General features: G+C 67.1%; 24 protein-coding genes. 7 read left to right on the top strand and 17 right to left on the bottom strand.

Annotation, left to right across the window (positions count from 1 at the left end; genetic code table 11):
• The first annotated feature begins 5 nt into the window (after positions 1-5).
• A complete protein-coding gene (locus tag JI745_RS19460; protein ID WP_201810822.1) occupies positions 6-2204 on the top strand; it encodes an ATP-binding protein in 2199 nt (732 codons plus the stop codon).
• A 17-nt stretch (positions 2205-2221) separates the two neighbouring features.
• On the opposite strand, the gene JI745_RS19455 is transcribed toward JI745_RS19460, so the two are convergent.
• The 3 genes from JI745_RS19455 to JI745_RS19445 all read right to left on the bottom strand — a co-directional run bounded on the left by JI745_RS19455 (position 2222) and on the right by JI745_RS19445 (position 3898).
• Positions 2222-2488: a hypothetical protein gene (locus JI745_RS19455; RefSeq protein ID WP_201810820.1), complete on the bottom strand. Its 267-nt coding sequence runs from the start codon at positions 2486-2488 to the stop codon at positions 2222-2224.
• Positions 2489-2603: 115 nt separating this feature from the next.
• Positions 2604-2996 (bottom strand): DUF1801 domain-containing protein, encoded by a 393-nt coding sequence (locus JI745_RS19450; protein ID WP_201810818.1) that lies wholly within the window; start codon positions 2994-2996, stop codon positions 2604-2606.
• Positions 2993-3898 carry a LysR family transcriptional regulator gene (locus JI745_RS19445; RefSeq protein ID WP_201810816.1) on the bottom strand — a complete coding sequence of 302 codons (906 nt, stop codon included), beginning with the start codon at positions 3896-3898 and terminating at the stop codon, positions 2993-2995. Before JI745_RS19445 ends, JI745_RS19450 begins: the two co-directional genes overlap by 4 nt.
• A 93-nt stretch (positions 3899-3991) precedes the next feature.
• Between JI745_RS19445 and metE the strand changes: the two genes are divergently transcribed.
• The 3 genes from metE to JI745_RS19430 all read left to right on the top strand — a co-directional run bounded on the left by metE (position 3992) and on the right by JI745_RS19430 (position 8135).
• On the top strand, positions 3992-6277 hold the full coding sequence (gene metE / locus JI745_RS19440) for a 5-methyltetrahydropteroyltriglutamate--homocysteine S-methyltransferase (RefSeq protein ID WP_201810813.1): 2286 nt from the start codon (positions 3992-3994) through the stop codon (positions 6275-6277).
• Between the two features lie 94 nt (positions 6278-6371).
• On the top strand, positions 6372-7010 hold the full coding sequence (locus tag JI745_RS19435; protein ID WP_236675056.1) for a cysteine hydrolase family protein: 639 nt from the start codon (positions 6372-6374) through the stop codon (positions 7008-7010).
• Positions 7011-7085: 75 nt separating this feature from the next.
• Positions 7086-8135, top strand: a complete 1050-nt coding sequence (locus JI745_RS19430; RefSeq protein WP_201810810.1) for a lipid A deacylase LpxR family protein — start codon at positions 7086-7088, stop codon at positions 8133-8135.
• Between the two features lie 246 nt (positions 8136-8381).
• Here JI745_RS19430 and JI745_RS19425 read toward each other — a convergent pair whose 3' ends face one another.
• The 5 genes from JI745_RS19425 to JI745_RS19405 form a co-directional block, all read right to left on the bottom strand.
• Complete coding sequence (locus tag JI745_RS19425; protein WP_236675055.1) at positions 8382-8798, bottom strand: hypothetical protein; 417 nt, start codon at positions 8796-8798, stop codon at positions 8382-8384.
• A gap of 9 nt (positions 8799-8807) precedes the next feature.
• A complete protein-coding gene (locus JI745_RS19420; protein ID WP_201810804.1) occupies positions 8808-10292 on the bottom strand; it encodes a TRAP transporter large permease subunit in 1485 nt (494 codons plus the stop codon).
• The gene (locus tag JI745_RS19415) at positions 10289-10828 is read right to left on the bottom strand and encodes a TRAP transporter small permease subunit (protein WP_201810801.1); all 540 of its coding nucleotides are present in this window, start codon (positions 10826-10828) and stop codon (positions 10289-10291) included. The genes JI745_RS19420 and JI745_RS19415 overlap by 4 nt, the downstream gene beginning before the upstream one ends.
• Before the next feature lie 84 nt (positions 10829-10912).
• Positions 10913-11995, bottom strand: coding sequence for a TRAP transporter substrate-binding protein (locus JI745_RS19410; protein ID WP_201810798.1), 1083 nt, complete (start codon positions 11993-11995; stop codon positions 10913-10915).
• A gap of 149 nt (positions 11996-12144) precedes the next feature.
• Positions 12145-13548 carry a diguanylate cyclase gene (locus JI745_RS19405; protein WP_201810795.1) on the bottom strand — a complete coding sequence of 468 codons (1404 nt, stop codon included), beginning with the start codon at positions 13546-13548 and terminating at the stop codon, positions 12145-12147.
• 146 nt (positions 13549-13694) lie between these two features.
• On the opposite strand from JI745_RS19405, the gene JI745_RS19400 reads away from it, so the two are divergent.
• Together JI745_RS19400 and JI745_RS19395 are read left to right on the top strand one after the other, a co-directional pair.
• Positions 13695-14165 carry a cache domain-containing protein gene (locus JI745_RS19400; protein WP_236675054.1) on the top strand — a complete coding sequence of 157 codons (471 nt, stop codon included), beginning with the start codon at positions 13695-13697 and terminating at the stop codon, positions 14163-14165.
• Positions 14166-14265: 100 nt separating this feature from the next.
• Positions 14266-15252 carry an MBL fold metallo-hydrolase gene (locus JI745_RS19395; protein WP_201810792.1) on the top strand — a complete coding sequence of 329 codons (987 nt, stop codon included), beginning with the start codon at positions 14266-14268 and terminating at the stop codon, positions 15250-15252.
• A 51-nt stretch (positions 15253-15303) separates the two neighbouring features.
• Here JI745_RS19395 and JI745_RS19390 read toward each other — a convergent pair whose 3' ends face one another.
• The 8 genes from JI745_RS19390 to glmS form a co-directional block, all read right to left on the bottom strand.
• Positions 15304-16503 (bottom strand): ABC transporter substrate-binding protein, encoded by a 1200-nt coding sequence (locus JI745_RS19390; RefSeq protein ID WP_201810791.1) that lies wholly within the window; start codon positions 16501-16503, stop codon positions 15304-15306.
• Positions 16504-16686: 183 nt separating this feature from the next.
• Positions 16687-17331 (bottom strand): response regulator transcription factor, encoded by a 645-nt coding sequence (locus tag JI745_RS19385; protein ID WP_201810789.1) that lies wholly within the window; start codon positions 17329-17331, stop codon positions 16687-16689.
• Positions 17328-18710 (bottom strand): cache domain-containing protein, encoded by a 1383-nt coding sequence (locus tag JI745_RS19380; protein WP_201810787.1) that lies wholly within the window; start codon positions 18708-18710, stop codon positions 17328-17330. Before JI745_RS19380 ends, JI745_RS19385 begins: the two co-directional genes overlap by 4 nt.
• Before the next feature lie 48 nt (positions 18711-18758).
• Positions 18759-20381: a methyl-accepting chemotaxis protein gene (locus JI745_RS19375; protein ID WP_201810785.1), complete on the bottom strand. Its 1623-nt coding sequence runs from the start codon at positions 20379-20381 to the stop codon at positions 18759-18761.
• 35 nt (positions 20382-20416) lie between these two features.
• Entirely contained in the window at positions 20417-20878 is a 462-nt protein-coding gene (locus JI745_RS19370) for a cache domain-containing protein (protein WP_201810783.1), read from the bottom strand.
• Positions 20879-21036: 158 nt separating this feature from the next.
• The gene (locus tag JI745_RS19365) at positions 21037-21579 is read right to left on the bottom strand and encodes an alpha/beta hydrolase (RefSeq protein ID WP_201810780.1); all 543 of its coding nucleotides are present in this window, start codon (positions 21577-21579) and stop codon (positions 21037-21039) included.
• 116 nt (positions 21580-21695) lie between these two features.
• Entirely contained in the window at positions 21696-22355 is a 660-nt protein-coding gene (locus JI745_RS19360; protein ID WP_201810777.1) for a response regulator transcription factor, read from the bottom strand.
• A 90-nt stretch (positions 22356-22445) separates the two neighbouring features.
• Complete coding sequence (gene glmS, locus JI745_RS19355; protein ID WP_201810774.1) at positions 22446-24338, bottom strand: glutamine--fructose-6-phosphate transaminase (isomerizing); 1893 nt, start codon at positions 24336-24338, stop codon at positions 22446-22448.
• A gap of 139 nt (positions 24339-24477) precedes the next feature.
• Between glmS and JI745_RS19350 the strand changes: the two genes are divergently transcribed.
• Complete coding sequence (locus JI745_RS19350) at positions 24478-24972, top strand: Lrp/AsnC family transcriptional regulator (RefSeq protein WP_201810771.1); 495 nt, start codon at positions 24478-24480, stop codon at positions 24970-24972.
• Here the strand turns inward: JI745_RS19350 and JI745_RS19345 are convergent.
• Entirely contained in the window at positions 24959-26143 is a 1185-nt protein-coding gene (locus tag JI745_RS19345) for a class I SAM-dependent rRNA methyltransferase (RefSeq protein WP_201810768.1), read from the bottom strand. The genes JI745_RS19350 and JI745_RS19345 overlap by 14 nt on opposite strands.
• Between the last annotated feature and the right edge of the window lie 14 nt (positions 26144-26157).

Here is a 26157-nt window from a genome sequence, read left to right as displayed (position 1 = left end):
CCTTCATGACCATCCGCCCTGCCCGCCCCCTGCGTCACAAGCTGATCCTGCTGGCCGCGGTGGGCTTGCTGCCGGTGTCCTTGCTGGGAGCGTGGGGCATCTGGAATGCCATCCAGACACAGCGGCAGAACCTGCAGCGCTCGACGCTGGAGCTGTCGCGTGCGCTGGCGAGCGCGGTGGAGTCGGAGATCGACGCCACGGTGCGCTCGCTGGCCGCGATGGCACGCGCCAGGCCGCTGGCCGAGGGCAACATCGCAGCCTTCTACGAAGTGGCGCAAAACGAGGTGGCCGCGCGGCCCGCATGGCTCGCGGTGGTGCTCACCAACGGGCAGGGCGAGCCGCTCTTCAACACCGTCGAGGCCTATGGCAGCCGCGAGCCGCGGGTGGTCGACCCCACGAGCCTCGCGAAAGTCATCCAGACCGGCCAGCCGGTGGTGGGCGGCCTCACCTTCGGCCGACGCCAGTCGGGTGCCTTCGCCGTGCGGTGGCCGGTCGTCATCGACGGCAAGCTCGCCTATGTGCTGACGGCGGCGGTGAAGCCCGAGCCCATCCTCGACGTCCTGCAGAAGCAGAGCGTGCCGCCCGGCTGGGTGATCGCCGTGTTCGACAACGCGCAGAACCGTGTCGCGCGCACGCGCGAGCACCAGAGCCAGGGCCCCTCGCCCACGCTCAGGGCCCTGATCTCGAGCCCGGCCAGCAGCGGCAGCGGGCTCACCCGATCGCTCGAAGGCGATGACGTGTACACCGGCTTCACGCGCCTGCGCGACGTGGGGTGGACGGTCGCCGTCGGCGCCCCCACCGAAGGCCCCGACCAGGCGCTCGCCACCGGCCTCGCGTGGTACGTGGCCGGCACGCTCGCCACCGTGCTGCTGTGCATGGGCCTCGCGCGCCGCATCGCCGACCGCATCACCGAAGACATCCATGCCGTGCGCGACAGCGCCGTGCAGCTGGGCGAGGGCCGGCCCGTCGCCGAGATGCACAGCGAGATCGACGAGATCGACGAGATGGCCCGCGCGCTGCGCTCGGCCTCGCAGCGCCTGAGCGAGACCACCGCGTCGATGCGTGAGGCCTTGAGCCAGGCCACGGCCGCGGCGCAGGCGAAGGACCAGTTCCTCGCGGTGCTGGGCCACGAGCTGCGCAACCCGCTCGCGCCCATGCTCACCACGCTGCACCTGCTCAACCGCAAGAGCGACGACAGCACCTCGCGCGAGCGCGAGATCATGGGCCGCCAGGTGGCCCACATGCGGCGGCTGGTCGACGACCTGCTCGACGTCTCTCGCATCACACGCGGCAAGCTCGAGATCCGCCGCGAGCCGGTGAGCCTCTTTGCCGTGGTCGAGCGTGCGGTCGAGGCGGTGCAACCGGCGGTGGAGGCACGTCGCAGCAAGGGGCTCTTCGTCGAGCTGCCCTCGGCGCCACTGTGGGTGGAAGGCGACGAGACCCGGCTCGTGCAGGCCGTGACGAACCTGCTCACCAATGCACTGCGCTTCGGGGGCGACGGCGCCATCACGCTCGCCGCGAGCCTGGACGGGCTGCACCAGCGCGCCCGGCTGTGCGTGGAAGACCAGGGCGAAGGCATGCAGGCCGAGACGCTCGCGCGTGTGTTCGAGCCCTTCTACCAGGCGCCGCAGACCTCGGAGCGCGCCATCGGCGGCCTGGGCTTGGGCCTGGCCATCGTGCAGAACATCGTGCAGCTGCACGGCGGCGAGGTGAAGGCGCACAGCGATGGCCTCGGCCACGGCAGCCGCTTCATCATCGAGCTGCCGACGATCGAGCCACCACCCGATGCTGGCACTGTGCCGCAACGCATCGCAGGCCACGGCACCGGGCGTGTGCTGGTGGTCGACGACAACGCCGATGCGCTCGACACCGCCGCCGAGCTGCTGCGCGAGGCCGGCCACCAGGTGCAGACCGCCGGCCACCCGCACGCGGCGCTCGCGTTGTTCACCCACTTCCAGCCCGACGTGGCGGTGCTCGACATCGGCCTGCCCGAGATGGACGGCTACCAGCTCGCGGAGGCGCTGCGCACTGCGCGGTCAGCCTGGAACGGCAAGCTCATTGCGTTGACGGGGTACGGCCAGGAGGCCGACAAGGCGCGCGCGGCGGCGGCGGGGTTTTCAGTGCACCTGACCAAGCCGGCCGATCCCTCGGCCCTCTTGCATGCGGTCGACATGTTGCTGCCCCGGCCGGCCCGCGGCAGCTGAGACCGAGACGGCGGGGCTCAGCCCCCGCGCAGGTACTGGACCATCGTGTAGAGCGCCGAGACGCTCAGCCCCAGGACCACGCAGGTCACGGCCATCAGCTTGAACATGCCGGCGCCCTGGTTCTGCCGGGAGCGATGGGCGCTGCCCGACACATGCTGCAGGCTGCCGAAGCCCGACAGGGAGGAGTAGCCGGTCGAACGGCCGAAATCGGTCGGCCGCTCGTCGGCAGGCTCGTGGTCCCAGTCGAAGACCTGGGTGGCTTTGAAATCGGGAGGGCGGCGCATGGGAGGCATTCTGTAACCCCATGCAACCGGGCTCAACACCGCGCCTGCGGGGACAGCCCCCCGCCGGACCGGGGGGCTTGAAAACCCTAGGCGCGGCCCTCGACGGGCGGCCGTGTCAGCCCACGGCCGCGGTCGGATCGCCCACCGAGCGGTTCAGCGCACTCGCCTCCTGCGCCAGCCGCACCACGGTCGCCTGCTCCAGGGGTGTGCCCGGCAGCAGCTGGAGCGTGGCCATCTCGTACTTGCCGCCCGGCTTCAGGCGCGGCTCGACGTGGCGCAGGCGCTGGCCGCGCCAGAAGCCGAAGAGCACGCGCGCCGGCTCGGCGCGGATGAGCAGCACCGGCCCGTGGTCGAAGTAGACGAGGTGGCCCCACTTGAGGCGCTCCTCCAGCGAGGGCGCCGCCCCGAGCACGGTGCTGCGCAAGGCGTCGACGTACCGGCGCTGCCAGCCGTCGAGGCCCGCCACGTAGCCTTCCGGGGTGGTGGCCGAGGTGAGGATCATCTTCATCGCACTGTCCTTCCGATGCGGCCCGAGCCGCGCGCGAGCTCGACGAAGGCCTTGAGGTAGTCGATGCCCGCATCGGCCTCGCGCGCGCCGAGGTAGATCTGCTTGGCGATGCCGCGCGGCCCCAGCCGCACGGCCACCACCTCCATCTTCTGCGCATATTCCTCTGCCAGCCAGCGCGGCAGCGCGGCCACGCCGCGGCCGCTCTCGACCATCTGCAACATGATGTCGGTGGTCTCGATGGTCTTGTGGCGCAGCGGCGTCACGCCCGCGGGCATGAGGAACTGGGTATAGACGTCGAGCCGGTCGGTCGCCACCGGGTAGGTGATCAGCACCTCGTCCATCAGCTGGCGTGGCTTGACGTGCGCCGCCTGCGCCAGGGGGTGACCGGCGGCCACCACCAGCACTTGCTCGTAGTCGAAGACCGGCTCGAACACGAGGCCCTTCTTGAACAGCGGGTCGGGCGTGACCAAAAGGTCGATCTCGTAGCCGAAGAGTGCGCCGATGCCGCCGAACTGGAATTTCTGCTTCACGTCGACATCGACGTCGGGCCAAGCCGCGAGGTAGGGCGACACGATCTTCAGCAGCCACTGGTAGCACGGGTGGCACTCCATGCCGATGCGCAAGGTGCCACGCTCGCCTTGCGCGAACTGCTGCAGTCGCTCCTCGGCCAAGCTCAGCTGCGGCAGCACCCGGTTGGCCACGGCCAGCACGAACTCGCCGGCCTGCGTGAGCCGCAGGCTGCGGCCTTCGCGCAGCCAGATGTCGGTGCCCAGCTGCTGCTCGAGCTTCTTCATGGCATGGCTCAGCGCCGACTGGGTGAGGCACAGCACCTCGGCCGCGGCCGTCAGCGAGCCCTGCTTGTCGACCTCTCGCACGATGGCGAGGTGGATGCGCTCCAGCATCTATGAACACCATTCATCGAATGTTGAACTAATACCATTTTACTTCATGGGTCGCGCTGCCTACCCTTCGGGTCGTTCAAGACAAGGCTGCACATGACCACCACCCACAACCTCGGTTTCCCCCGCATCGGCGCCCAGCGCGAGCTCAAGTTCGCGCTCGAGTCCTACTGGAAGGGAGAGTCCTCGCGCGATGACCTGAAGGCACTGGGCGCCCAGCTGCGCCGTCGCCACTGGAAGCAGCAGGGCCGGCTCGACTTCGTGCCCGTCGGCGACTTCGCGTTCTACGACCAGATGCTCGACATGAGCTTCACGCTGGGCAACCTGCCCGAGCGGGTGAGGGGCTTCCACGGCGACCCGCTCGACAACTACTTCCGCGTGGCGCGCGGCCGCTCGGCGCAGGGGGCGGAGCACGCCGCCTGCTGCGGCGGCGTGGCCGCCGGCGAGATGACCAAGTGGTTCGACACCAACTACCACTACATCGTGCCGGAGTTCAGCGCGTCCACGCAGTTCACGCTCGATGCCTCGCGGCTCGTCGCGCAACTGGCCGAAGCGCGCGAGCTCGGCGTGACGCCCAAGCCCGTGATCGTCGGCCCGGTGACCTACCTCGCGCTCGGCAAGGCGAAGGACGGCTCCGACAAGCTTGCCCTGCTCGACCGCCTGGTGCCCGTGTACGCCGAGCTGCTGGAGACGCTGGCCGCGCACGGCGTGGAGTGGGTGCAGGTCGACGAGCCGCTCCTCGTCACCGAGCTCAGCCTCGACTGGCAGCACGCCTTCAACCACGCCTACCACCACCTCAAGACGAGCCGCGTGAAGCTGCTCGTGGCCACCTACTTCGGCACGCTCGACGAGAACCAGCACCTCGCCGCCAACCTGCCGGTGGCCGGCCTGCACATCGACGCGGTCAACGGGCGAAGCGACATCAAGCCGCTGCTCAACCTGATCTCGCCGCTGAAAGTGCTGTCGCTCGGCGTCATCAACGGCCGCAACATCTGGAAGACCGACCTCAACGCCGTGCTCGACTGGCTGGAGCCGCTGGCGCAGCGCCTGGGCAGCCGCCTGTGGATCGCGCCCTCGTGCTCGCTGCTGCACGTGCCGGTGGACCTGGCGAGCGAGACGAAGCTCGACGCCGAGGTGAAGTCCTGGCTCGCCTTCGCGCTGCAGAAGCTCGACGAGCTCGACGTGCTGGCGCGTGCGCTGAAACACGGCCGCGGCGCGGTCGATGCCGAACTGGCCGCCAACCAGGCCGCGGCGAGGGCCCGGCGCCTGTCGCCACGCGTCCACAACCCCGCGGTCAAAGACGCGGTGGCGACGCTGAGCGCCACCCTCGGCCAGCGCAAGAGCGCGTATGCGCAGCGCGCGCAGCAACAGGCGGCCCGGCTCAAGCTGCCGGCGTACCCCACCACCACCATCGGCTCCTTCCCGCAGACGGCCGAGATCCGCCACGCCCGCAGCGAACACAAGGCCGGCCGGCTCGACGACGCCGGCTACCAGGCCGCGATGCGCGCCGAGATCGAGCGCAGCGTGCGCGAGCAGGAAGCGCTGGGCCTCGACGTGCTGGTGCACGGCGAAGCCGAGCGCAACGACATGGTCGAATACTTCGGCGAGCAGCTCGAGGGCTACGCCTTCAGCCAGTTCGGCTGGGTGCAGAGCTATGGCTCGCGCTGCGTGAAGCCGCCCATCCTCTTCGGCGACATCAGCCGGCCGCGGCCGATGACGGTGGAATGGACGCGCTTCGCGCAGTCACTCACCGACAAGCCGATGAAGGGCATGCTCACCGGCCCGGTGACGATCCTCAACTGGTCGTTCGTGCGCGACGACCAGCCGCGTTCGGTGAGCTGCCAGCAGCTCGCGCTGGCCATCCGCGAGGAGGTGCTCGACCTCGAGCGTGCCGGCGTGCGCGTGATCCAGATCGACGAGGCCGCGCTGCGCGAAGGCCTGCCGCTGCGCAAGTCGCAATGGCAGCACTACCTCGACTGGGCGGTGCAAGCGTTTCGCATCACGGCCAACGGCGTGGCCGACGAGACGCAGATCCACACCCACATGTGCTATTCGGAGTTCAACGACATCATCCAGTCGATCGCCGACATGGACGCTGACGTCATCACCATCGAGACCTCGCGATCCGACATGGAGCTGCTCGATGCCTTCGAGCACTTCAAGTATCCCAACGAGATCGGCCCCGGCGTCTACGACATCCACTCGCCCAACATCCCCACGCAAGACCACATCGTGCAGCTGATGAAGAAGGCCGCCGAGCGTGTGCCGGCCGAGCGCTTGTGGGTCAATCCCGACTGCGGGCTCAAGACCCGGCAGTGGGCCGAGGTGATCCCGGCCCTGGCCAACATGGTGGCGGCCGCCAAGGTCTTGCGCGCGGGCTGACGACGGCCGCCTGTCCTACAGCAAGTGCGGCCGCTGCCTCATGCCGCAGCCGCGACGCGCGGCCTAGAGTGCTCGGCATGCCGCAGGAGACAGCATGAGCGCACCGGCGCAGAGCAAGGCCCGGCTCGGCGTGAGCGCGCCGAGCCGGCCCCCCATGCGCATGGGCGAGGCGCGTGCCTTGCCCAAGAGCGAGACCGTGCTGTTGCTGGTGGACGTGATCAACCCGTTCGACTTCCCGCATGCGGGTCGCCTGGCGCCACATGCGCTCGCGGCCGCGCGGGCCACGGCGCGGCTCAAGGCGCGGATGGCGCGCGCCGGCCACGCGGTCGTCTACGCGAACGACAACTACGGGCAGTGGCGGTCCGACTTCCACGACGTGCTGCAAAGTTGCCGCGAGCGTGGCGGCGTGGCCGCCGAGACGGCGGAGTTGCTGGCCCCGTCGCCGGACGACCTGGTGATTCTCAAGCCCCGGCACTCGGCCTTCTTTGCCACACCGCTGGACCTGCTGCTCACGCAGATGCATGCCAGGCGGCTCGTCATCGCCGGCCTGGCCACCGACATCTGCGTGCAGCTCAGCGCGATGGACGCCAACCTGCGCGGCTACGCGCTCTGGGTGCCGGGCGACTGCACGGCGGCGGAGTCGACCACGCTCAAGCGGGACGCCCTCGACTACATGGCACGCGTGATCAAGGCCGACGTGGGCGTGGCCGCGCGGCGCCGCCGGCTGGCCTGATCGCCACACGAAGGCGTGTCGCGGCATGGCGATTGCCGAGTGGATCGCATTCGAACCGCTCTCGCCACCACGCCCATGCACGTCCACTTCGGAGCCGTCGCCCTCCCCCTGCTGCTGTCCATCACCACCCTGCCCGCGCTGGCCTGCCAGCTGCCCAACGGCGAGCGGGCCCGCCCCATCCTCAACGTGCGCCTCGACAACGACGCCCTCGGCTTCGACGGCCAGGACCGCGGCTACACCAGCGGCTTCGAGTTCGGCTGGATGTCGGCCAACCTCGAGCGGGCCCATGACGCCGATTGCGTGCCGAACGGCCTGCGGCGCGTGCACCGGTTCCTCGAGGACCTGCATCCCCAGGACTACGAGCAGCGCAATTTCCTCTTCACCCTGACGCAGGCGATCTACACGCCCTCCGAAGGCGAGAGCGCCAGCCTGCTGCCGCGCGACCGGCCCTATGCGGCGGCGCTGCTGTTCGGCGTGGGCTACAACGCCCGGCAGGAGGAGCGACTGCGCACCACGCAGGTCCGCATCGGCATGGTCGGCCCGTCGGCGCGCGGGCAGCAGGTGCAGAACGGCATCCACAACGTGATCGGCGTGAAGCACTGGCAAGGCTGGGACCACCAGTTGCGCGACGAGCCGGTGCTGCAGGTCGTGCACGAGCGCCTGCGCCGCTATGGCCAGCAGCCCTTCTGGGGCAGCCGCTTCTGGTCGTGGGACCTCATCACCCACTATGGCGGCAGCGTGGGCAACTACCTCACGCACGCCAACGTGGGCGCCGAATGGCGACTCGGCCGCGGCCTGCCCGACGACTTCGGCAGCGACCCGCTGCGCCCCTCGGGCGAGAACACCGCACCGGTGCTGCGCCTGCCCTCGGGCGACTGGGAGGGCCACTTCTTCGCAAGCGTCGACGTGCGCGCCGTCGCCTGGAACATCACGCTCGACGGCAACACCTGGAAAGACAGCCACAGCGTCGACAAGCGCCCCCTGGTCGCCGACCTCGGCGTGGGCACCAGCCTCACCGTGCGCGGCTGGAAGCTGGCGCTGGCGCACTACTGGCGCACGCGCGAGTTTCGCGGGCAGGAGGCAAGACCGATGTTCGGCAGCATCACCGCCAGCCGGCGGTTCTGAGCCCGCGCGACGCCCCAAAAAAAACGCGGGCTTCAAAGCCCGCGCAAACCATCCCGGCAGCCAGCCTGGTCACACCAGCAGCAGGACAGGAGACCCGGAAGTCAAACGGATCTGAGTGCTTCACATGACTCGTCGGCAGTGTGCAGGTCTGGTGGCACGGGAGCTACCGTGTCAGCGCGGAGCCTTGCTGCGTGGAACCACGTCCCACGGGGAAACGAGTACGCGCTGGTGCGGTTCGACAAGCTCTCAGCCATGAGTGCACGGCCGGTGCATCGCACCGAGCACGCTCCACCGGTTTCCGATCCACGACAGGTGGAGGGTGCGCACGTAGGTGCAGGCCCCGACCGTGCCCGTCTCGATGGCCATGTAGAACTCATCGAAGATCTGCTCGACTGAGGTGATCGTCGAGGTCACGCCTTCGAAGTCCGGCCACCGCTCGACCGTGGCTTGCCGAAAGGACAGCTCGAGCGAACGGGCTTTGCGCTCGATGGCTTCGGCATCGAAGGAGATGGCCTGTCGCCGCATCCTCAGGATCGCTTCCGAACGAAAGTCCTGGCACCGGACGGCCGCCTCGAGGTCGCCACGCCGGTACGCCGCCTGGAGGCTGCGAACGGCCGCCTCAGGCGAATGGCAGAGCACATCAGTCTCGGTCGTCTTCAACACGGCAGCGGCCTACTTCCTTGGCTCGTTCGCGCGCTTGAAGAGGTCGTCGAGGTTGTCGTTGTTGTTCCCATAGCCGGCATCGACGGGGGTCTCGATCTGCACCTTGTCGATGTCGACCTTCTGCTCCTTGTCGAGGAACACCGTCACCGTCTGCGGGAAGAAGATCACGATCACCACCAGCAGCAGCTGCAGGATCACCCACGGGATGGAGCCGAGGTAGATGTCGCTCGACAGCACCTTGCGCGGCAGTGCGCCGTTCTTGAAGAGCGTGTCGGAGATGCCGCGCAGGTAGAAGAGCGCGAAGCCGAAGGGCGGGTGCATGAAGCTCGTCTGCATGTTCACGCACAGCAGCACGCCGAACCAGACCATGTTGATGCCGAGCTTGTCGGCCACCGGGCCCAGCAGCGGCAGGATGATGAAGGCGATCTCGAAGAAGTCGAGGAAGAAGGCCAGGAAGAAAATGAAGACGTTGACCGCGAGCAGGAAGCCGATCTGGCCCCCGGGCAGGTCGGACAGCAGGTGCTCGATCCACTTGCCTCCTTCCACGCCCTGGAACACCAGCGAGAACACGCGCGAGCCGATCAGGATGAACACCACCATCGCGGTGATGCGCATGGTGCCGGTCATGGCGCCCTTGATCAGGTCCCAGGTCAGCCGGCGGTGGATCGCCGCCAGGATCATCGCGCCCACGGCGCCCATGGCGCCTGCCTCGGTCGGCGTGCAGATGGCGGTGTTGATGCCGGGCAGGCCACCCATGCTGCCCAGCACGGCGAAGATCAGGATGGCCGAGGGGATGATGCCGCGCAGGCACTTGGCCCACAGCTGGAAACCGGAGAGCGTGCGCGCCTCCTTGGGCACGCCCGGCACGTGGCTCGGCTTGATGCGCGACAGCAGGAAGGTGTAGAGCGCGAAGAGCAGCACCTGCAGGATCGACGGGCCCCAGGCGCCCTTGTACATGTCGCCCACCGAGGCACCGAGCTGGTCGGCCAGCACCACCAGCACGAGCGAGGGCGGCACGAGCTGGGTGATGGTGCCCGACGCGGCCAGCACGCCGGTCGCATAGCGCATGTTGTAGCCGTAGCGCATCATCACTGGCAGCGAGATCATCGCCATCGCGATCACCTGGCCGGCCACCGTGCCGGTGATGGCGCCGAGGATGAAGCCGACGATGATCACCGAGTAGCCGAGGCCGCCGCGCACCGGGCCGAAGAGCTGGCCCATGGAGTCGAGCATGTCTTCGGCGAGGCCGCACTTCTCGAGGATGGCGCCCATCAGCGTGAAGAACGGGATGGCCAGCAACAGCTCGTTGGACAGGATGCCGAACACGTTGAGCGGCAGCGCCGACATGAACGCGGCGGGAAACCAACCCATGTAGATGGCGTAGAAGCCGCACAGCAGGCCGAGGGCCGACAGCGAAAACGCGACCGGGAAGCCGATCAGCATGATGACGATCAGCCCCGCGAACATCACGGGGGCAAAATTCTCCATGCTCATTGCAGCGGCCTCTCGTAGTGCATGTCCATCTCGTACTTGTGCGCGAGCCAGCCGATGCGCTTGATGATCTCGGCGATGCCCTGCAGGAACACCATGGCAAAGCCCAGCGGCAGCATCAGCATCGCGGGCCAGCGGACGAGGCCCCCGGCGTTGCCCGACATCTCGCCGCTCTGGAACATCTTCCAGAAGAGCGGGAACGAGAAGTAGGTCAGCAGCGCCATCACCGGCAGCAGGAAGAAGATCAGGCCGAACAGGTCGATGCCCACGCACCCGCGCGACGGCAACTTGCCGTAGATCACATCCACACGCACGTGCTCGTTGACGCGCAGCACCTGGGCCGTGCCGAGCATCACGCAGGCTGCAAACAGGTACCACTGGATTTCGAGGAAGGCGTTCGAGCTGTAGTCGAAGCCATAGCGGACAGCGGCGTTGCCCGCGCTGATCAGGCACGAGGCCAGGACGGCCCACTTGGCGACGCTCGCGAAGCGGTCATTGAGCGCATCGATCAGGTGCGCCAGTTTCAGGAATGCGGACACGGGTACCTCACGGACTGCTCATATCGGGCCTTGCGGAAAAAGGGCCTCGCGAACGAGGCCCTTCCCCCTCCCTGCAAGAGGTGCTCAGAACTTCTGTGCTTGCATGAAGTCGTCGAAGCCCGCCTCGGCGAAGCGGAACCACAGCACCTGGTCGGAGCGGAACTTGGCGTAGTCCTCGTAGACCTTGCGCCAGTTCGGGTTCTTGCTCGACAGCTCGGAGTAGTACTCCATCGAGCTCTTGAAGCAGGCTTCCAGCAGGTCCTTCGGGAAGCGGTTCAGCTTCGTGCCGGCGCCGACGAGCTGCTTCAACGCCGTCGGGTTGCGGACGTCGTACTTGGCCTGCATGTCCACGTGTGCGTGGGACGATGCCGCCTCGAGGACCGCCTTGTACTCGGACGACAGGCCGTCGTAGGCCTTCGAGTTGATGTACAGGTCGCAGTGGAGGCCGCCCTCCCACCACCCGGGGTAGTAGTAGTGCGGGGCCACCTTGTTGAAGCCGAGCTTCTGGTCGTCGTAGGGGCCGACCCACTCGGCGGCGTCGATGGTGCCTTTTTCCAGGGCGGGGTAGATGTCACCGCCCGGCAGGCTCTGCGGCACGGCGCCATGCCGCTCGATGATGCGGCCGGCGAAACCGGAGATCCGCATCTTCAGCCCCTTCAGGTCGGCCAGCGACTTGATCTCCTTGCGGAACCAGCCGCCCATCTGCGCGCCCGTGTTGCCGCCGGGCAGGTTGACGATGTTGTAGTTGCGATAGAACTCGCGCATGAGCTTCGTGCCGTTGCCTTCGTACATCCACGCGCTTTGCTGGCGGGAGTTCAGGCCGAAGGGAATCGCGGCGCCCAGGGCAAAGGTCTCGTCCTTGCCGAAGTGGTAGTAGCCCGCAGAGTGCGCCATCTCGACCGCGGCGTTCTGCACACCGTCGACGACTCCGAAGGCCGGCATCAACTCGCCGGCCGCGTGCACCGAGATCAGGAACTTGCCGCCCGTCATCTCGGCCACCTTCTTGGAGAAGACCTCGGCCGTTCCGTAAAGCGTGTCGAGCGACTTCGGGAAGCTGGACGCCAGGCGCCAGCGCACCACGGCCTGTGCATGAACCACCGCCGGCGCAGCACCGGCAGCCAACACGCCGGCCAGGCCGGCATGACGAATGAACCCACGTCGTTCCATTGAAGTCTCCTGGTTGAGATTCGCTCCAAGGGAGTCCGCGAATCTGTGGCCGTGACTGTGCTGGAACGACGTCTCGTCGCCATCTGCACGATCACGCTCAGCGCCGTCGCACCAACGCGTACTGGTTTTCCCTTGAGGGAACGGCGGTGCTACGCGACTGCTTCTGCGACGGCGCGCGCGCTGGCGGGCCGGCAGGCGATGCTCATGCCGGCCTTGATGGCGGCATCCTTGGGGTCGCTCAGGAGCCACTGGTTCACATCCTCGAAGCGGGTGCTCGGGTTGGCCAGCAGGCCGAACCATCGGTCGCGCCCGTCGCGCTTCGCCATGTAGAGGGCGTGATCGGCGATCTCGACGATCTTCAGCCAGTTCAGCGCCTCGGGGTCGCGAGGCAGGAAGGGCAGGCATGCGAAACCGACGGAGCAGGTCTTCGTGACCGCCACGCCCGGGGCGAGCTCGAACGGCCGCCCACCCACCGACACCCGGATCCGCTCCGCCAGCCGCTCGGCTTCGGCCCGGTTGGTTTCCCGGGCGACGACGAGAAACTCTTCGCCGCCCCACCTGACGAGGTAGTCGGACTCCCGGAAGATGTCCTGCAGGCGCCCGCGCATCTCGGCCAGCACCTTGTCGCCCGCGGCATGCCCGTAGGTGTCGTTCAGCGACTTGAAATGGTCGATGTCCACGAGGAAGAAGGCCATGTCTGCATCCAGCGGCAGGGGCGCCTCCGGGGCCTTGAGCCATTCGTGATAGCGGCGATGGCACAGGCTGATGTCGGCATCGAGCTGCTGCTCGAGAAAGCGCCGGTTGCGCAAGCCGGTCAACGGGTCCGTCAGGCTGGCTTCCTCGATGGCCCGGTAGGCCTGCACCAGGGCCTGGTTCTTCTCGCGAAAGTCGGCGTGCACGGCACTCGCCATCAGCCAGGCCGTGGCCACCGCCGCAGCAAGCGCCAGTGCGAGCGCGGCCACGATGTGCCGGAGGTTGCGCGCCGCGAGTGACCGTGCTTCCTCGACCGCGTCTCTGGACAACGAACTCTCGTGCTCGATGAGGTCGTCGACCGCCGCGTGGAGGCGCTTGAACGTGCCTTCCATCGTCGTCATGTAGAAGACGGCGTTGCCCAGCATGCCCGTCTTGATCTCGAGCGCCTCGGTCGCGCTCTTGCGGTACTTGGCGAACTCGCCGGCCATGGTCTGCAGCGTCTGTCGCTCGAACGGATCGAGCCGCTCGTCGCGCCGCGTGCGGTTGAGCAGCTGCTCATAGGCCGTCATCTGCTGCTGGATGCTGCGGTCCAGCTCATCGATGTGGGCTGCCTTGAACCCCGCGCCTTCCCAGGCAAGGCTCTGGTTCACCAGGATGTGGATCGAGCGCAACTGCTGGTCAAGCTCGGCCGCACGCACGATCTTCGGCACGCGCACCTCGCCCAGATCGACCAGAGAGCCGCTCAGGCTGTTGTTGGCGGTGTAGCCGATGAACCCCACCGCCAGCAGACAGGCGATCGCGCACAGCGGCGCGAGAACCACCTTCAGTCGGAACGACGCATTTCGGATCAAGCCAAACATCACAGCCCCAGCGCAAGCACGTTGCCTGCGCCCTGCACACGATGTCGGCCCCTGGGCGGAAAGCTTTAAGCGTGCGCGCGTCCGGCGCGGCAAGCTGCTCGTTTTCGACAGCTCAAGTCAGCGGCCAATCCGCCGAAATTCGAACGATGAAGGCCGTCATCCGATTTCTGCTGACGACAGCGATGCTCATGCCGCTGGGAATGCCGGCATCCGCGAAAGAGCGGCGGGCCACACCCGCGCAGGCGGTCGCGATGGTGAAGAAGGCCGTCGCCGCGATTCGCAAGGACGGCCGCGAGAAGGCCTACGCGGCCATCACGAACAAGCGCGGAGGCTTCGTTCGAGGCGACCTCTACATCACGGTGTGGGGCCTGGACGGCGTGGTGCGTGCGCACGGGGCCAACGCCAACATGGTCGGCAAGAACCTGGGCGACCTGCGTGACATCGACGGCAAGCTCTTCATCCAGGAACGCTTCCAGCTCGCCAGCGCCAAGGGCAAGTTCTGGCAGGAGTACAAGTACACCCACCCCCAGACGGGCAAGATCGAGCCCAAGCGGATGTACTGCGAGAGCCTGCAAGACACCGTCGTCTGCGGCGGTGTCTACAAGGATCCGGCGTAGCCGCGGGCGCCACCATCGCGTTCTTGCGGATACCGTCGCGCAGCGGGACCGGGATACGCTCGGACCTGCCATCGACTCCTCGGCCCGGCCGCGCTTGCACATGACACATCCTCTGCGCTACCTGTCCGTGCTGACCGTTTTGCTGTCGGCATGCGCGTCGTCGCCTCCGTCATCGGAGACCATGGTGCAGGCCCGCGTCGCCCGGGCCACGCAGCTGGCGGGAGACGAGCTCAAGCCCCTGCTGGGCCTGTGCCGCCCGCAGCCCGCGACGCGGGCATCAGGACCCTCGGTGGATGAAGGGATTCGTCGCCTCATCGCCCAGGCGCCGCCAGCCCCGGGCCAGGCGTTCGACAACCTCTACTTCGTGGGCTCGGCTTGGGTGAGTGCATGGGTGCTGAAGACGTCGCAAGGGCTCATCCTCATCGATGCCCTGAACAACGACGAGGAGGCGAAGACGCTCATCGAGGGTGGCATGGCGAAGCTCGGGCTCGACCCCCGCGACATCCGCTACATCGTGGTCACCCATGGCCATGGCGACCACTACGGCGGCGCGTCCTACCTCGCCCGACGCCATGGCGCACGCATCGTGGCCAGCGAGGAAGACTGGGCCATGATGGCCGGCACGCTCGAATTCGCCTCCACGGTGTGGCCGGCACCACCCCAGCGGGACATCGCCGTGCGTGACGGCGACAAGCTCGTGCTCGGCGACACCACGCTCTCGTACCACCTCACGCCGGGCCACACCCTGGGCACGCTGAGCCTGGTGTTCGATGTGCGCGACGGCACGCGCCAGCATCGCGCGCTGCTGTGGGGCGGCACCGCGTTCAACTTCGGCAAGGACGTCCCGCGGCTGCAGGCGTATCACGCCTCCACGGAGAAGATGCGCCGCGTCGTCGTCGAGCGCAATGTCGACGTCATGCTCTCCAACCACCCGGGCTACGACAGCACCGTGGCCAAGCTTGCCGAGCTGAAGCGCCGCGCCGTCGGCGGGGCGCACCCCTTCGTCGGCGGCATCGGCGCGGTCGACCGATCGCTTCGGATCATGGGCGAATGCTCCCTGGCGCAGCGCGATCGGTTTGGCGCGTAGCGCTCCGGCTCTTCGAAGGCGCCGCTGAACAGGTCGCAACGCCTGCGCGGCTCACGCGTCTTTCTTGCGGCGGATGAAGCCCGCGCGCTTGGCGTCTTCTGGGTAGAAGTACTCGATCTGCCCCTTCTTCCACACACCGAGGAAGAGCATGTTCTCGGTGAAGGCCTCGTGGTCGTCGTCGGTGAACGGCTGCTGGTACATGGTGACCACGCCCTGGTAGGGCTTCGTGATCCGGCCAAGGGCTGCCTTGAGCTTGGCGCCATCGGTGTCGCCCTTGGTCACGAACATGGCCCGCAACATCAGATTGACGGCGTCGTAGCTTTGGGCCGCCGCCATCAAGGAGCCGATCCGCGGTTCATTCGCATGCTTGTAGTAGCGGGCGATGAAGGACGCGCGATGCTCGTTCAGCGTGTTGTGGATGATGGTCTGGACCATCATCGTGCCTTCGAGCGCGCTCGCCCCGGCGGTCTCGAGCACGCTGCGGAACGACAGCGGCCAGGGCGCGAAGTACGGGATGCTGTGGCCGGCCTCCTGCCGGCTCTTCACCGCCACCGCCTGCTCCGGCCCCACCGTGTAGGAGATGATCGCGTCCGCGCGGGCCGCCTTCGCCGCGCGCATTTCGTCGACCAGGCTCTTCACGCCCAGGTTGAATCGCGCCACATAGACCGGCTCGAGCTTGCGCTTGGCCAACTCGGCCGTGAGGTCGCGCAGGCCGCCCTCTCCATAGCCGGTGCGGTCGGCAAAGATCGCCACGCGGCGCCACTTGCGGCGATCGACGATTTCGCTGACGAGGAACTTGGCGTTGGTGTGGTCGGGCGGCGCCACGCGGAAGATGTAGCTGTCCCGCGCCGGGAACTTGGTGGTGACCGCGCTGCCCTGCGAACAGGGCACCATCAGCACGTGCTTCGCGTTCTGGAACACGTCCAGGGACCGCATGGCGACGCCGGTGTTGCAGAAGCCGACGGTGAAGTCGACCTTCTCCTTCTCCACGAGCTCTTGCGACACCTTCAATCCGGTTTCAGGATCGCCCTTGTCGTCGCGCACCACGAGCTCAAACTTGCGGCCCATGTAGCCGCCGACCTCGTTGATCTCGTTGACGGCCAGCTCGGCGCCGTAGCGCGCAGAGGTGCCGAAGTCACTCGAGCCGCCCGTGAGCGGTGCAATGAAGCCGATCCGAACCGTCTGGGCCGTGGCCAGGCTGGTGAGGGCGCACAGCGCCACTGCCGCCATGTGATGGATTGAGGAACGCATGCTTGTCTCCGATGGTTAGAACTTGAACACCAACGGTCCTCTGCGGAACCTGCGATTCAGTATCAGGAGCGGCACACGCCTTCACCACTGCGGGAGCACGCAGCACCACTCCGTAGGACCACGCAAACGGGCTTCGGCCGTGTGGACTACTTCTCGAAGCCCCCGGGAGTTACAGATTCGCCGTCACAGGCGAAAGCGTTCCACCGCGAACTTGATGAGCTCCGCCTGGCCGTCGATGTTCAGCTTGCGCTTGATGCTCTGCCGATGCGACTCGACCGTGCGCACGCTGATGTCGAGCTGCTTGGCGATGTGCTTGCTCGACAGTCCGCGCGCCAGCAGCGAAAGAATCTCCTGCTCGCGCATCGACAGGCAGCGCTCGGGGCTCTTGGGGGAGAAGAGGCCGTTGGCGATGGCCGGGCTGAAGAAGGTGCCACCCGATGCCACCGACTGGATCGCACTGATGATCTGCGCCGAAGGTGAATCCTTCAGCACGTACCCCCGCGCGCCGGCCTGCATCGCCTGCGCCACGTACTCGGGGTTGTCGTACATGCTCAGGATGAGCACGGCCACCTCCGGGTGCCGCTGCGCCACGATCCTCGTGAGCTCGATCCCGTTGACGGCTTTCATGCCGATGTCCATCAGCACGATGTCGGGCTGGTGCTCGGCCAGCATGGCCAGGGCGGCGTCGGCATCTTCTGCCTCGGCCATGACTTCGAATTCGGCGACCGTCGACAGGCGGGCCTTCAGGCCCTCGCGAACCAGCGGATGGTCGTCGACGATGCACAGTCGGATGAGCGGATGGGCTGTGTGCGGATTGGCCGTTGTCATTCTGTCTCCACGGTATTTCTTATGCGGTCCAGCACCTCCAGGGGCATGCGTGCATCCACGACCGTGAAGCCCGGCCTCGACGAGATGTTGCACTGCCCCCCGACGGACTGGAGCCGTTCGCGCATGTTGCGCAACCCGATGCCGTTGCTCGGGTGCTGCTGCACGGCATTGGTGTCGAACCCGGTGCCGTCGTCACGCACCGAGAGCCGAACCCCGCCGTCGGCAAACTCCAGCAGGACTTCGAGGTGGGTCGCGAAGGCATGCTTGCTGGCATTGGTGATCGCCTCCTGCGCCACGCGGAAGAGGATCGTCTTCGCATCGACCGGCAGCTCGAAGGGCTCGCCTTCCACCACCATCGAGCATGCCATGCCCCCGAGGTGGTTGAACTCGTCGACGAGGTGACGCAAGGCTGCCACGACTCCCAGCGTGTCCAGCATGGGCGGGCGCAGCCGGTGCGAGATGCGGCGCACCTCGTTCAGCGCGTCGTTGAGCCGCCCGACCGACTTGGAGAAGGGCCGGGGCGGGACCACGCCTTCGGCCTCGAGCTGGTCGATGCCCGACTCGACGAGCAGCTTGACGGACACCAGGGTCTGGCTGGTGCCGTCGTGGAGCTCGCGTGACAGGTGCGCGCGCTCGTCTTCCTGCGATTGCACGACCTGGTGCGTCAGCAGGCGCAACTTGCCGTAGGCGATCTTGTGCTCGCTGAGGTTGAGGATCATTCCGCAGATGCCGATGACCGCCACCCCCAGCAAGGCGATGCCGGTGATCAGCAGCAAGGTCTCGGCGACCGATGAGGTGACCTGGCGGTCGATCTCGGCCATCGTGCCTTCGATGTCGTCCAGGTACAAGCCGGTGCCGAACATCCATTCCCAGCGGTCCAGGCCCACGACGTAGCCGAGCTTGGGCGCGACCTGCTTGGTGGAGGGCTTCTCCCACATGTAGCGAACGAAGCCACCGCCCGATTTCGCTTTCGCGATCAGCTCCTGGATCACCAGCAGGCCGCTCGGGTCCCGCAGCTCCCACAGGTTCTTGCCGATGAGGTCTTGCTGGCGCGCGTGCATCAGGTTGATGCCCCGCATGTCGTACAGGAAGAAGTAGCCGTCCTGGCCGTAGTCCATGGCGGCGAGGAGCCGCATCGCCTCCTGCCGGGTCGCCTCGTCGTTGCGGCCAGACTCGTACAGAGGCTTGATCGTGCTCAGCGCGAGCTCGACGTAGTGGCGCAGCTCGTTCTGCTTCGTCTGCATGTAGGCCTCTTCCACCAAGGCCCGCTGGCGCTGCGCCAGTTCCCGCTCCTGGTGCCGCACGGTGAACGCGATCAGCAGGATGGTCGCGATCAACGGCAGCACCGCGAGCAGGACGATCTTCGTCTTCAGAGGCATCATCTGTTTCACAGCGCCCTCCTGGCCCGTGGACGATCCGGCCCCTGTTCAGGCCGCGTGCAAAGCTCGGGTCATCGCCGGTTCGCCGGGCTGGACCGTCGGGGCCGGCGCGCTCCCGGCCACCCGGAATGCGGACACCGCGGTCAGCAGTTGCCGGCTCTGCGTCTTGAGCGACTCGGCCGCGTCGCTCGCGGCCTGAACCATCGCGCCATTCTGCTGGGTTGCGTGGTCGAGCTCGCCGATGGCGGTGCTGATCTGCTCGATGCCGGCGGCCTGCTCGGCACTGGCCGAGGAGATCTCCTTCACCACGACCGAGACGCGCTCGATCGAGTCGACGATGCGCCCCATCGCGCCACCGGCGGTGCGCACCTTCTCCGCACCGGCGCCGATCTGCGCCACGGAGCTCGTGATCAGCTCGCGGATCTCTTTCGCGGCCTTCGCGCTGCGCTGCGCCAGCGTTCTCACCTCATCGGCCACGACGGCAAAGCCGCGCCCGAGGTCGCCGGCCCGGGCGGCCTCGACCGAGGCATTGAGCGCGAGGATGTTGGTCTGGAACGCGATGCTGTCGATGACGCCGACGATTTCGCTGATGCGACGCGACTGCGCGCTGATCTCTTCGATGCTGGCCACCGCCTCTTCGACGATTGCACCGCCGTCGCGTGCATAGCCGGAGGCTTCGCGCGCCAGCACGTCGGCCTCCTTCGCATTGCCGGCACTCATCTGGACCGACGCCGTGATCTGTTCGATCGAGGCGGCGGTTTCCGCGAGCGAGGAACCCGCCTGCTCGGTGCGCGCGGCCAGGTGGCGGTTGCCCTTGGCGATCTCGTCCGACACCGAGTCGATGTCCGCGGCGGCCGTGTTGATGCCCCGGACGATGGTGCCCAGCGATTGGGTGACGTCGCACAAGGCCAGGAGCAGCCGGCCGGTTTCATCAGTGCCAGCGTCGACCTGAGGCGTCTCGAGATCGCCGTGCGCGACGGCCGCGGCGATGCTCGAGGCTTGCCGCAGCGGGCCCACGATGAGGCGCCAGCACCACCAGGTGGCCAAGGCGGACAGCAGCCCGGCCACGAGCACGGTGACGATCGTCACCATCTGGTGCCGCAGCGCCAAGGCCTCGGCGTCATGGACACCGGTCTTGGTCAGGTTGCGTTGCTGCTGCACGATCTGCCCGATGTGGGCGTGCAGCTTGCGATAGCTCGACTCGCTCAAGGTGATGAAGCCGGAGGCCGCGCCCAGACCCGTCGACTTGATGTCGAGCGTGTCGGCCGCGCTCTTGCGGTACTTGGCAAACTCCGCCGCGACCTCTTTCCACATCGCCTTGTCGGCCGCCGACCACACCTCGCTCTTCTGCTGGTCGTCGATGAAGGTGTTCAGCTCGGCAAAGTCGGCCGCGATCTGCTTGTCCAGGGTGGCGATGGTGGCCGCCTTGGCACCGGCACCTTCCCAGACGAGGCTTTGGTTCACCTTGGCGTCGAGCGTCGAGATTCGCTTCTCGACGTCGGCCGCGACGGACAAGCCCGGGATGCGGTACTGGTGGATCTCGCCCAATGTCCTGGAGCCACTCAGGCTTCCCCACAGACTCACCGCGGCGACGCTGATCAGGCAGAGGATCGCGAACACCGGCGCGATCGCCACCTTGGTCCCGATGCTTGCGTTCTTCAGGAGGTTCATCTCGGCACCGCAGGAGTCGTGGACGGTTCAGGGAGTCAGCGGTAGATGCCGACGCCCACCCAACCCTCGAAATTGGCGAGCTTGCGCACGTAGGTCGACTTGTCTTCGAGCTTCTTGGTCTGAGGATGCGGCCACGAGTAGTCGACCCAGCCCTCGCCCTTCGTCGTCGCGGTCTTGGTGAGCTCGGCCACCACCATGACGCCGTTCGGGTCCTTCATCTCGATCAGGTTCTTGCCGATGAGCTTTTCGTTGGCACCATGGCCCACCACCGTGCCCTTGTTGTCGTAGGCCATCACGTACAGGTCCTTCTTCTTCCACGCCGCATCGGACGTGAAATCCTTGAAGGCTTTCTCCGGACCCACCTTCTTCACGTGGTCGACGGCGGCATCCACCATGGCCTTGGCCTCCTCCTTGGTCCCGGAGGTCTGGGCGTGCACGTTGGACACCACCAGGCCCACGGCGAACATCGCGGCAAAGAAGAATCGTTTGCTGTTCATATCAATCTCCTAGGTAAGAACGAGCGACAACACTTCCCATATCGGTGATCAAACACCATGCTTGATTGCCGGCGAGGGAAATTCAGTAGTTGTACGGAGCGCCCGGATCACGCCTTGTGAGAAATGCACTCGAATCGCAGCGCAGCAATTCCCATCGCCTAAGGCGTCAGCACCGGGTCGACCAGGTTCCACAACAGGCTGAGCCCTTCGTCCCAGGTGTGCCGGGCCTTCGGAGCCGTGTGATGCGAGATGCTGTCGACGAGGACCAGCGTGGCGTCCCAGTCGTCTGCATGCGCCATGGCGTGCTCGTACGCCCCGTCCTCCGCAGACGCGACGATCAGCGTTCGAAACGGAAGTACGACCCTGGGCACGGGCGAGAACCCGTTGAGCCGGCGCTGCGAAAACGGCTTGGCGGCGAGGTCGGGAATCGACACCAGCATCGCCGCTTCGATCGGTCGGTACGTCTGCGCCGCCCAATGCGCCACCGCCAGGCAGCCGAGGCCGTGGGCCACCAGCGATGTCCGCGGGCCGGCACTCGCCACGGCATCCTCGATGCCGCGCACCCAGTTCCTGCAGGTGGCATCGCCGGCGTCGTAGTCCGCGACACGCATCAGGTCGGGATAGTTCGACCGCCAATGCATGAGCCAATGGCGGCGGTCGGTTCCGCCCATGTCGGGCACGATGACGATGGTTGCTGCCATGCACGTTGCGGCCGCGGCAAGCGGCCGAAGTTGTCTGGCGCCCAGTGTCGGGATCGGCGGCGCGAGGCTCTACCGTCTGACTACGCAGCCCCGGTCAGCGACAGCACGTACTGGTTTTACCGGGAGTCGAGCCGGTGATCCAGCGTCTTCCCTTGGCCATCGGACTGGGCTTTTTCCACGGCGAACTTGATGAGCTCGCCGTTGGTTCTCAGTCGCAACTTTTTCTTGGCGTTGAGCCGATGCGACTCCACCGTCCGCACGCTCAACCCGAGTTGTTTGGCAATCAGCTTGCTCGGCAAGCCCTGCCCCACCAGGCGGATCACCTCCAGCTCTCTCGGCGACAGTTCAACGCTGAAGTCGCTGCGGGATGCAGGGCCCGCGTGGATGTCGTCCCCGAAATACGCACCCCCGCCAAACACGGTCGACACGGCGGCCAGCAGTTCGTCGACGGGCGCATCCTTGCGCATGACACCCTTGGCGCCCGCGCTGATGAACTCCTGGAAGTCGGTGGTGGAGAGCTTGTCCGTCAGCACGAGAACGGCGGCCGGAGCCACCCGCTCGACAAACGACGCCAGCTCGCCGTGGCTGCCGCTGCAGCATGCCGCATCGACGAGGTAGACGTCGGCCACCGCATCGGACAAGCGCTGCGTGGCGTCATCGAGGTCTTCCGCTTCTCCCGAGACGACCAGGCCAGCGCCTGTGAACAAGCGGGCCTTCAAGCCGTCCCGGATCAGCGGACGCAGATCGATGACAAAGACACGGGCCACCTGTCCCATCGCGAAGCACCTCCGTCAGTGCGCCTTTCGAACAGCGCGGAGAGTGTCTGCGAGCCGAGAAAACTGCAATAGGGGCATGGCCTCGTGTGGTCACTCCACCGTCACGCTCTTGGCCAGGTTGCGCGGCTTGTCGACGTCGGTGCCACGTGCGCAGGCGGTGTGATACGCGAGCAGCTGCAGCGGTACCACGTGCAGGATGGGCGACAGCACGCCGTAGTGCTCGGGCATGCGGATGACCTGCACGCCTTCGCCGCTCTCGATGTGGGTGTCGGCGTCGGCAAAGACGAAGAGCTCACCGCCGCGCGCGCGCACTTCCTGCAGGTTGCTCTTGAGCTTCTCGAGCAGTGCGTCGTTGGGCGCCACCGTCACCACCGGCATCTCCGCCGTGACGAGGGCGAGCGGCCCGTGCTTCAGTTCGCCGGCCGGGTAGGCCTCGGCATGGATGTAGCTGATCTCCTTCAGCTTGAGCGCACCTTCCAACGCAATGGGGTAGTGCAGGCCGCGGCCGAGGAAGAGTGCGTTTTCCTTGCGGGCGAACACCTCCGACCAGGCAATGACCTGCGGCTCGAGCGCGAGCACCGCCTGCACCGCCAGCGGCAGGTGGCGCAGCGCCTTCAGGTGCGACAGCTCCTGCTGTTCGCTCAGGTGCCCGCGCACCTGTGCCAGGGCGAGCGTGAGCAGGAAGAGCCCCACCAGCTGCGTGCTGAAGGCCTTGGTCGAGGCCACGCCGATCTCGGCGCCGGCGCGGGTGATGTAGGCCAGCTCGCATTCACGCACCATCGCGCTCGTGGCCACGTTGCAGACGGTCAGCGTGTGCTTCATGCCGAGGTTGCGCGCATGCTTGAGCGCCGCGAGCGTGTCGGCAGTCTCGCCGCTCTGCGTGATGGTGACGACGAGCGTGCGCGGGTCCGGCACGCTGTCGCGGTAGCGGTACTCGCTCGCGATCTCCACGCTGGTCGGGATCTTCGCGATGCTTTCCAGCCAGTACTTGGCCACCGAGCCGCTGTAGTAGCTGGTGCCGCAGGCGAGGATGAGCACGCTGTCCACGTCCTTGAAGACACGGTAGGCGCCGTCGCCGAAGAGCTCGGGCGTGATTGCCTCCACCGCGTCGAGCGTGTCGGCGATGGCGCGCGGCTGCTCGAAGATTTCCTTCTGCATGTAGTGACGGTAGGGCCCGAGCTCGGCGGCGCCGGTGTGCACGTGCACCGTGCGCACCTCGCGTTCGACCGTCTTGAACATCACGCCGCCGTGCGAGCGCGCGGTGATCCACACCTTGCCGAGTTGCAGGTCGACCACGTCGCCTTCCTCGAGGTAGGTGATCTGGTCGGTGACGCCAGCGAGCGCCATCGCGTCGGAGGCGAGGAAGAAGTCGCCCTTGCGATCACCGGCCCCCACGCCCAGCACCAGCGGCGAGCCTTCGCGTGCGCCGATCACGCGATGCGGCTCGTCGCGGCAGAACACGGCGATGGCGTACGCGCCACGCAGCCGCAGCGTGGCCTGCTGCACGGCGGCGAGCAGGTCGCCTTCGTACAGGTGGTCGACCAGGTGGGCGATGACCTCGGTGTCGGTCTGGCTGTCGAAGACATAGCCGCGGGTCTTGAGCTCGTTGCGCAGCTCGTCGTGGTTTTCGATGATGCCGTTGTGGACGAGTGCGATGCGGCCGACGGCCGTGACGCCGCTCTGGTCGGTGCCCTGCTTGGCTTGCGGGCCGGGCGAGAAATGCGGGTGGGCGTTGTGCTCGGCGGGCGCGCCGTGCGTGGCCCAGCGGGTGTGGGCGATGCCGGTGCCGCTTTCGATCTTGTCTTCGGCCACGCGGGCGTCGAGCTCGGCGACCCGGGCGGTGCTGCGGGCCCGGCGAAGCTCGCCGCCCTGGTGCACGGCCACGCCGCAGGAGTCATAGCCCCGGTATTCCAGCCGCTTCAGGCCCTCGATGAGGATGGGGACGATGTTCTTGGTGCTGACGGCGCCGACGATGCCACACATGGTGAGCTTCCTGGAAAGAAAGGGATGGCCGGATAGTAGGAAGGCCAACGCGGCAGATGCTTGCGATATTCGACTTGAATCGAAATAATCCACCATGGGTGTGAATCAGTGAATTTTTCGCGGCAAATGTTGTCACTCAATGCAAGAAAAAGCCAGTCTTGAGCTCGATGAGACCGACCTGCGGCTCCTGGACCTCGTGCAGCGGGACGCCTCGTTGTCCAACCAGGACCTGGCCGCTGCCGCGCACACTTCTCCGGCCACCTGCCTGCGCCGGGTGCGGCGGCTGGTCGATGCGGGGGTGATCGAGCGGCGCGTGGCGATCCTCTCCGGCGAGCGCCTCGGCGGGCTCACCGTGCTGGCGGAGGTGACGCTCGATCGCCAAGGGGCGGAGCATCTGGCCGCCTTTGAGGCCCGTGCGGTGGGCGATGCCTCGGTGCAGCAGTGCTACCGCGTCTCGCCCGGACCCGACTTCATGCTCGTGATGCAGGTGCCCGACATGGCGGGCTATCACGCGCTGGTGCAGCGCCTCTTCACGCAAGACGCCAACGTGCGCAACGTGAAGGCCTTCTTCAGCGTGCACCGCGCGAAGTTCGAGCCCTCGGTGGGGCTGCCTCGGCCGGCTACGCGGTCCTGATGACGACGAGCCCCTTGAGGTACTCCCCCTCGGGGAAGGTGACCGTCATCGGGTGGTCGGGCGCCGCGCCGGTGCGGGCGTAGACGAGGCCGTCGACGTTCGCATCCAGGCCTGCGCCCGCCACGATCTTGTGGAAGAGATCGGCGCTGATGCCGCCCGAGCACGAATAGGTGAAGAGCAGCCCGCCCGGCGCCAGCAGCTGGAAGGCGAGGCGGTTGATGTCCTTGTAGGCCCGCGCCGCACGCTCGGCATGGCTCACGGTCGGAGCGAACTTCGGCGGGTCGAGCACGATGGCGTCGAAACGCTCGCCGCGCTTGAGGGCGTCACGCAGCGTCTGGTTCACGTCGGCATCGAGGGCGGTGTGGCGCGAGGGGTCGAAGCCGTTCAGCGCCACGTGGCGCGTGGCGCGAGCGAGCGCCGGGGCCGAAGAGTCGACGCTCGTCACCTGCGTGGCGCCGCCGGCGAGGGCGGCCACGCTGAAGCCGCCGGTGTAGCTGTAGCAATTGAGCACGCGCTCGCAGCCGAAGTGGCGCACGGTGTCGGCGAAGAGCTTGCGGCTGTCGCGCTGGTCGAGGTAGTAGCCGGTCTTGTGGCCCTCGGCCACGTCGAGGGTGAGCTGCCAGTCGTGTTCGCGGATGGTGAGCTCGGTCTCGCCCTCGCCGCGCAGCCAGCCGGTCACTTCAGGCAGGCCCTCGAGGCCGCGGCTGCTGGCGTCACTGCGCTCGTAGAGCTTGGTGAGACCGGTGATCGCGAGCAGGTGATCGGCGAGCGTCTTCTTCCAGCGCTCGGCGCCGGCACTCAGGAACTGCGCGCACAGCGTGTCGCCATAGCGGTCGACGATGAGCCCCGGCAGGCCATCGGCTTCGCCATGGATGAGCCGCACCGCGTCGCTTGCGATCGGCAGGCGCGCGCGGATGTCGATCGCCTTGCGGATGCGGCGCTCGAAGAAGGCCGCCTCGATGCGCTCGGCCTCGTCGAAGCTCCACGCCCGCACGCGGATCTGCGACTGCGGGCTGAAGGCCGCCCACGCGAGGAACTTGCCGTCGCGTGCATTCACGCGCACCGTCTCGCCGGGGTCGGCCTTGCCGGAATGGAGGCTGCTCTCGAAGACCCAGGGGTGGCGCTTCTGCAGCGAGCGCTCCTTGCCTTCTCGCAGGGTGATGACTTTCATGGGCGCGATTGTCG

It is taken from the genome of Piscinibacter sp. HJYY11 (assembly GCF_016735515.1).
Lineage (GTDB): Bacteria > Pseudomonadota > Gammaproteobacteria > Burkholderiales > Burkholderiaceae_C > Rhizobacter.
Note: the sequence above shows the minus strand (reverse complement) of the source record. Positions and strands in the feature narration are given on the sequence as shown.

Bases quoted from the DNA above. Each gene is read 5' to 3' on its own strand.
- JI745_RS19430 (WP_201810810.1), top strand. From the start codon at position 7,086: ATGCACGTCCACTTCGGAGCCGTCGCCCTCCCCCTGCTGCTGTCCATC.
- JI745_RS19435 (WP_236675056.1), top strand. From the start codon at position 6,372: ATGAGCGCACCGGCGCAGAGCAAGGCCCGGCTCGGCGTGAGCGCGCCG.
- glmS (WP_201810774.1), bottom strand. From the start codon at position 24,338: ATGTGTGGCATCGTCGGCGCCGTCAGCACCAAGAACATCGTCCCCATC.
- JI745_RS19350 (WP_201810771.1), top strand. From the start codon at position 24,478: ATGCAAGAAAAAGCCAGTCTTGAGCTCGATGAGACCGACCTGCGGCTC.
- JI745_RS19405 (WP_201810795.1), bottom strand. From the start codon at position 13,548: ATGTTTGGCTTGATCCGAAATGCGTCGTTCCGACTGAAGGTGGTTCTC.
- JI745_RS19395 (WP_201810792.1), top strand. From the start codon at position 14,266: ATGACACATCCTCTGCGCTACCTGTCCGTGCTGACCGTTTTGCTGTCG.
- JI745_RS19365 (WP_201810780.1), bottom strand. From the start codon at position 21,579: ATGGCAGCAACCATCGTCATCGTGCCCGACATGGGCGGAACCGACCGC.
- JI745_RS19445 (WP_201810816.1), bottom strand. From the start codon at position 3,898: ATGCTGGAGCGCATCCACCTCGCCATCGTGCGAGAGGTCGACAAGCAG.
- JI745_RS19385 (WP_201810789.1), bottom strand. From the start codon at position 17,331: ATGACAACGGCCAATCCGCACACAGCCCATCCGCTCATCCGACTGTGC.
- JI745_RS19390 (WP_201810791.1), bottom strand. From the start codon at position 16,503: ATGCGTTCCTCAATCCATCACATGGCGGCAGTGGCGCTGTGCGCCCTC.
- JI745_RS19410 (WP_201810798.1), bottom strand. From the start codon at position 11,995: ATGGAACGACGTGGGTTCATTCGTCATGCCGGCCTGGCCGGCGTGTTG.
- JI745_RS19455 (WP_201810820.1), bottom strand. From the start codon at position 2,488: ATGCGCCGCCCTCCCGATTTCAAAGCCACCCAGGTCTTCGACTGGGAC.
- JI745_RS19450 (WP_201810818.1), bottom strand. From the start codon at position 2,996: ATGAAGATGATCCTCACCTCGGCCACCACCCCGGAAGGCTACGTGGCG.
- JI745_RS19420 (WP_201810804.1), bottom strand. From the start codon at position 10,292: ATGAGCATGGAGAATTTTGCCCCCGTGATGTTCGCGGGGCTGATCGTC.
- JI745_RS19360 (WP_201810777.1), bottom strand. From the start codon at position 22,355: ATGGGACAGGTGGCCCGTGTCTTTGTCATCGATCTGCGTCCGCTGATC.
- JI745_RS19380 (WP_201810787.1), bottom strand. From the start codon at position 18,710: ATGCCTCTGAAGACGAAGATCGTCCTGCTCGCGGTGCTGCCGTTGATC.
- JI745_RS19460 (WP_201810822.1), top strand. From the start codon at position 6: ATGACCATCCGCCCTGCCCGCCCCCTGCGTCACAAGCTGATCCTGCTG.
- JI745_RS19370 (WP_201810783.1), bottom strand. From the start codon at position 20,878: ATGAACAGCAAACGATTCTTCTTTGCCGCGATGTTCGCCGTGGGCCTG.
- metE (WP_201810813.1), top strand. From the start codon at position 3,992: ATGACCACCACCCACAACCTCGGTTTCCCCCGCATCGGCGCCCAGCGC.
- JI745_RS19375 (WP_201810785.1), bottom strand. From the start codon at position 20,381: ATGAACCTCCTGAAGAACGCAAGCATCGGGACCAAGGTGGCGATCGCG.
- JI745_RS19400 (WP_236675054.1), top strand. From the start codon at position 13,695: ATGAAGGCCGTCATCCGATTTCTGCTGACGACAGCGATGCTCATGCCG.
- JI745_RS19345 (WP_201810768.1), bottom strand. From the start codon at position 26,143: ATGAAAGTCATCACCCTGCGAGAAGGCAAGGAGCGCTCGCTGCAGAAG.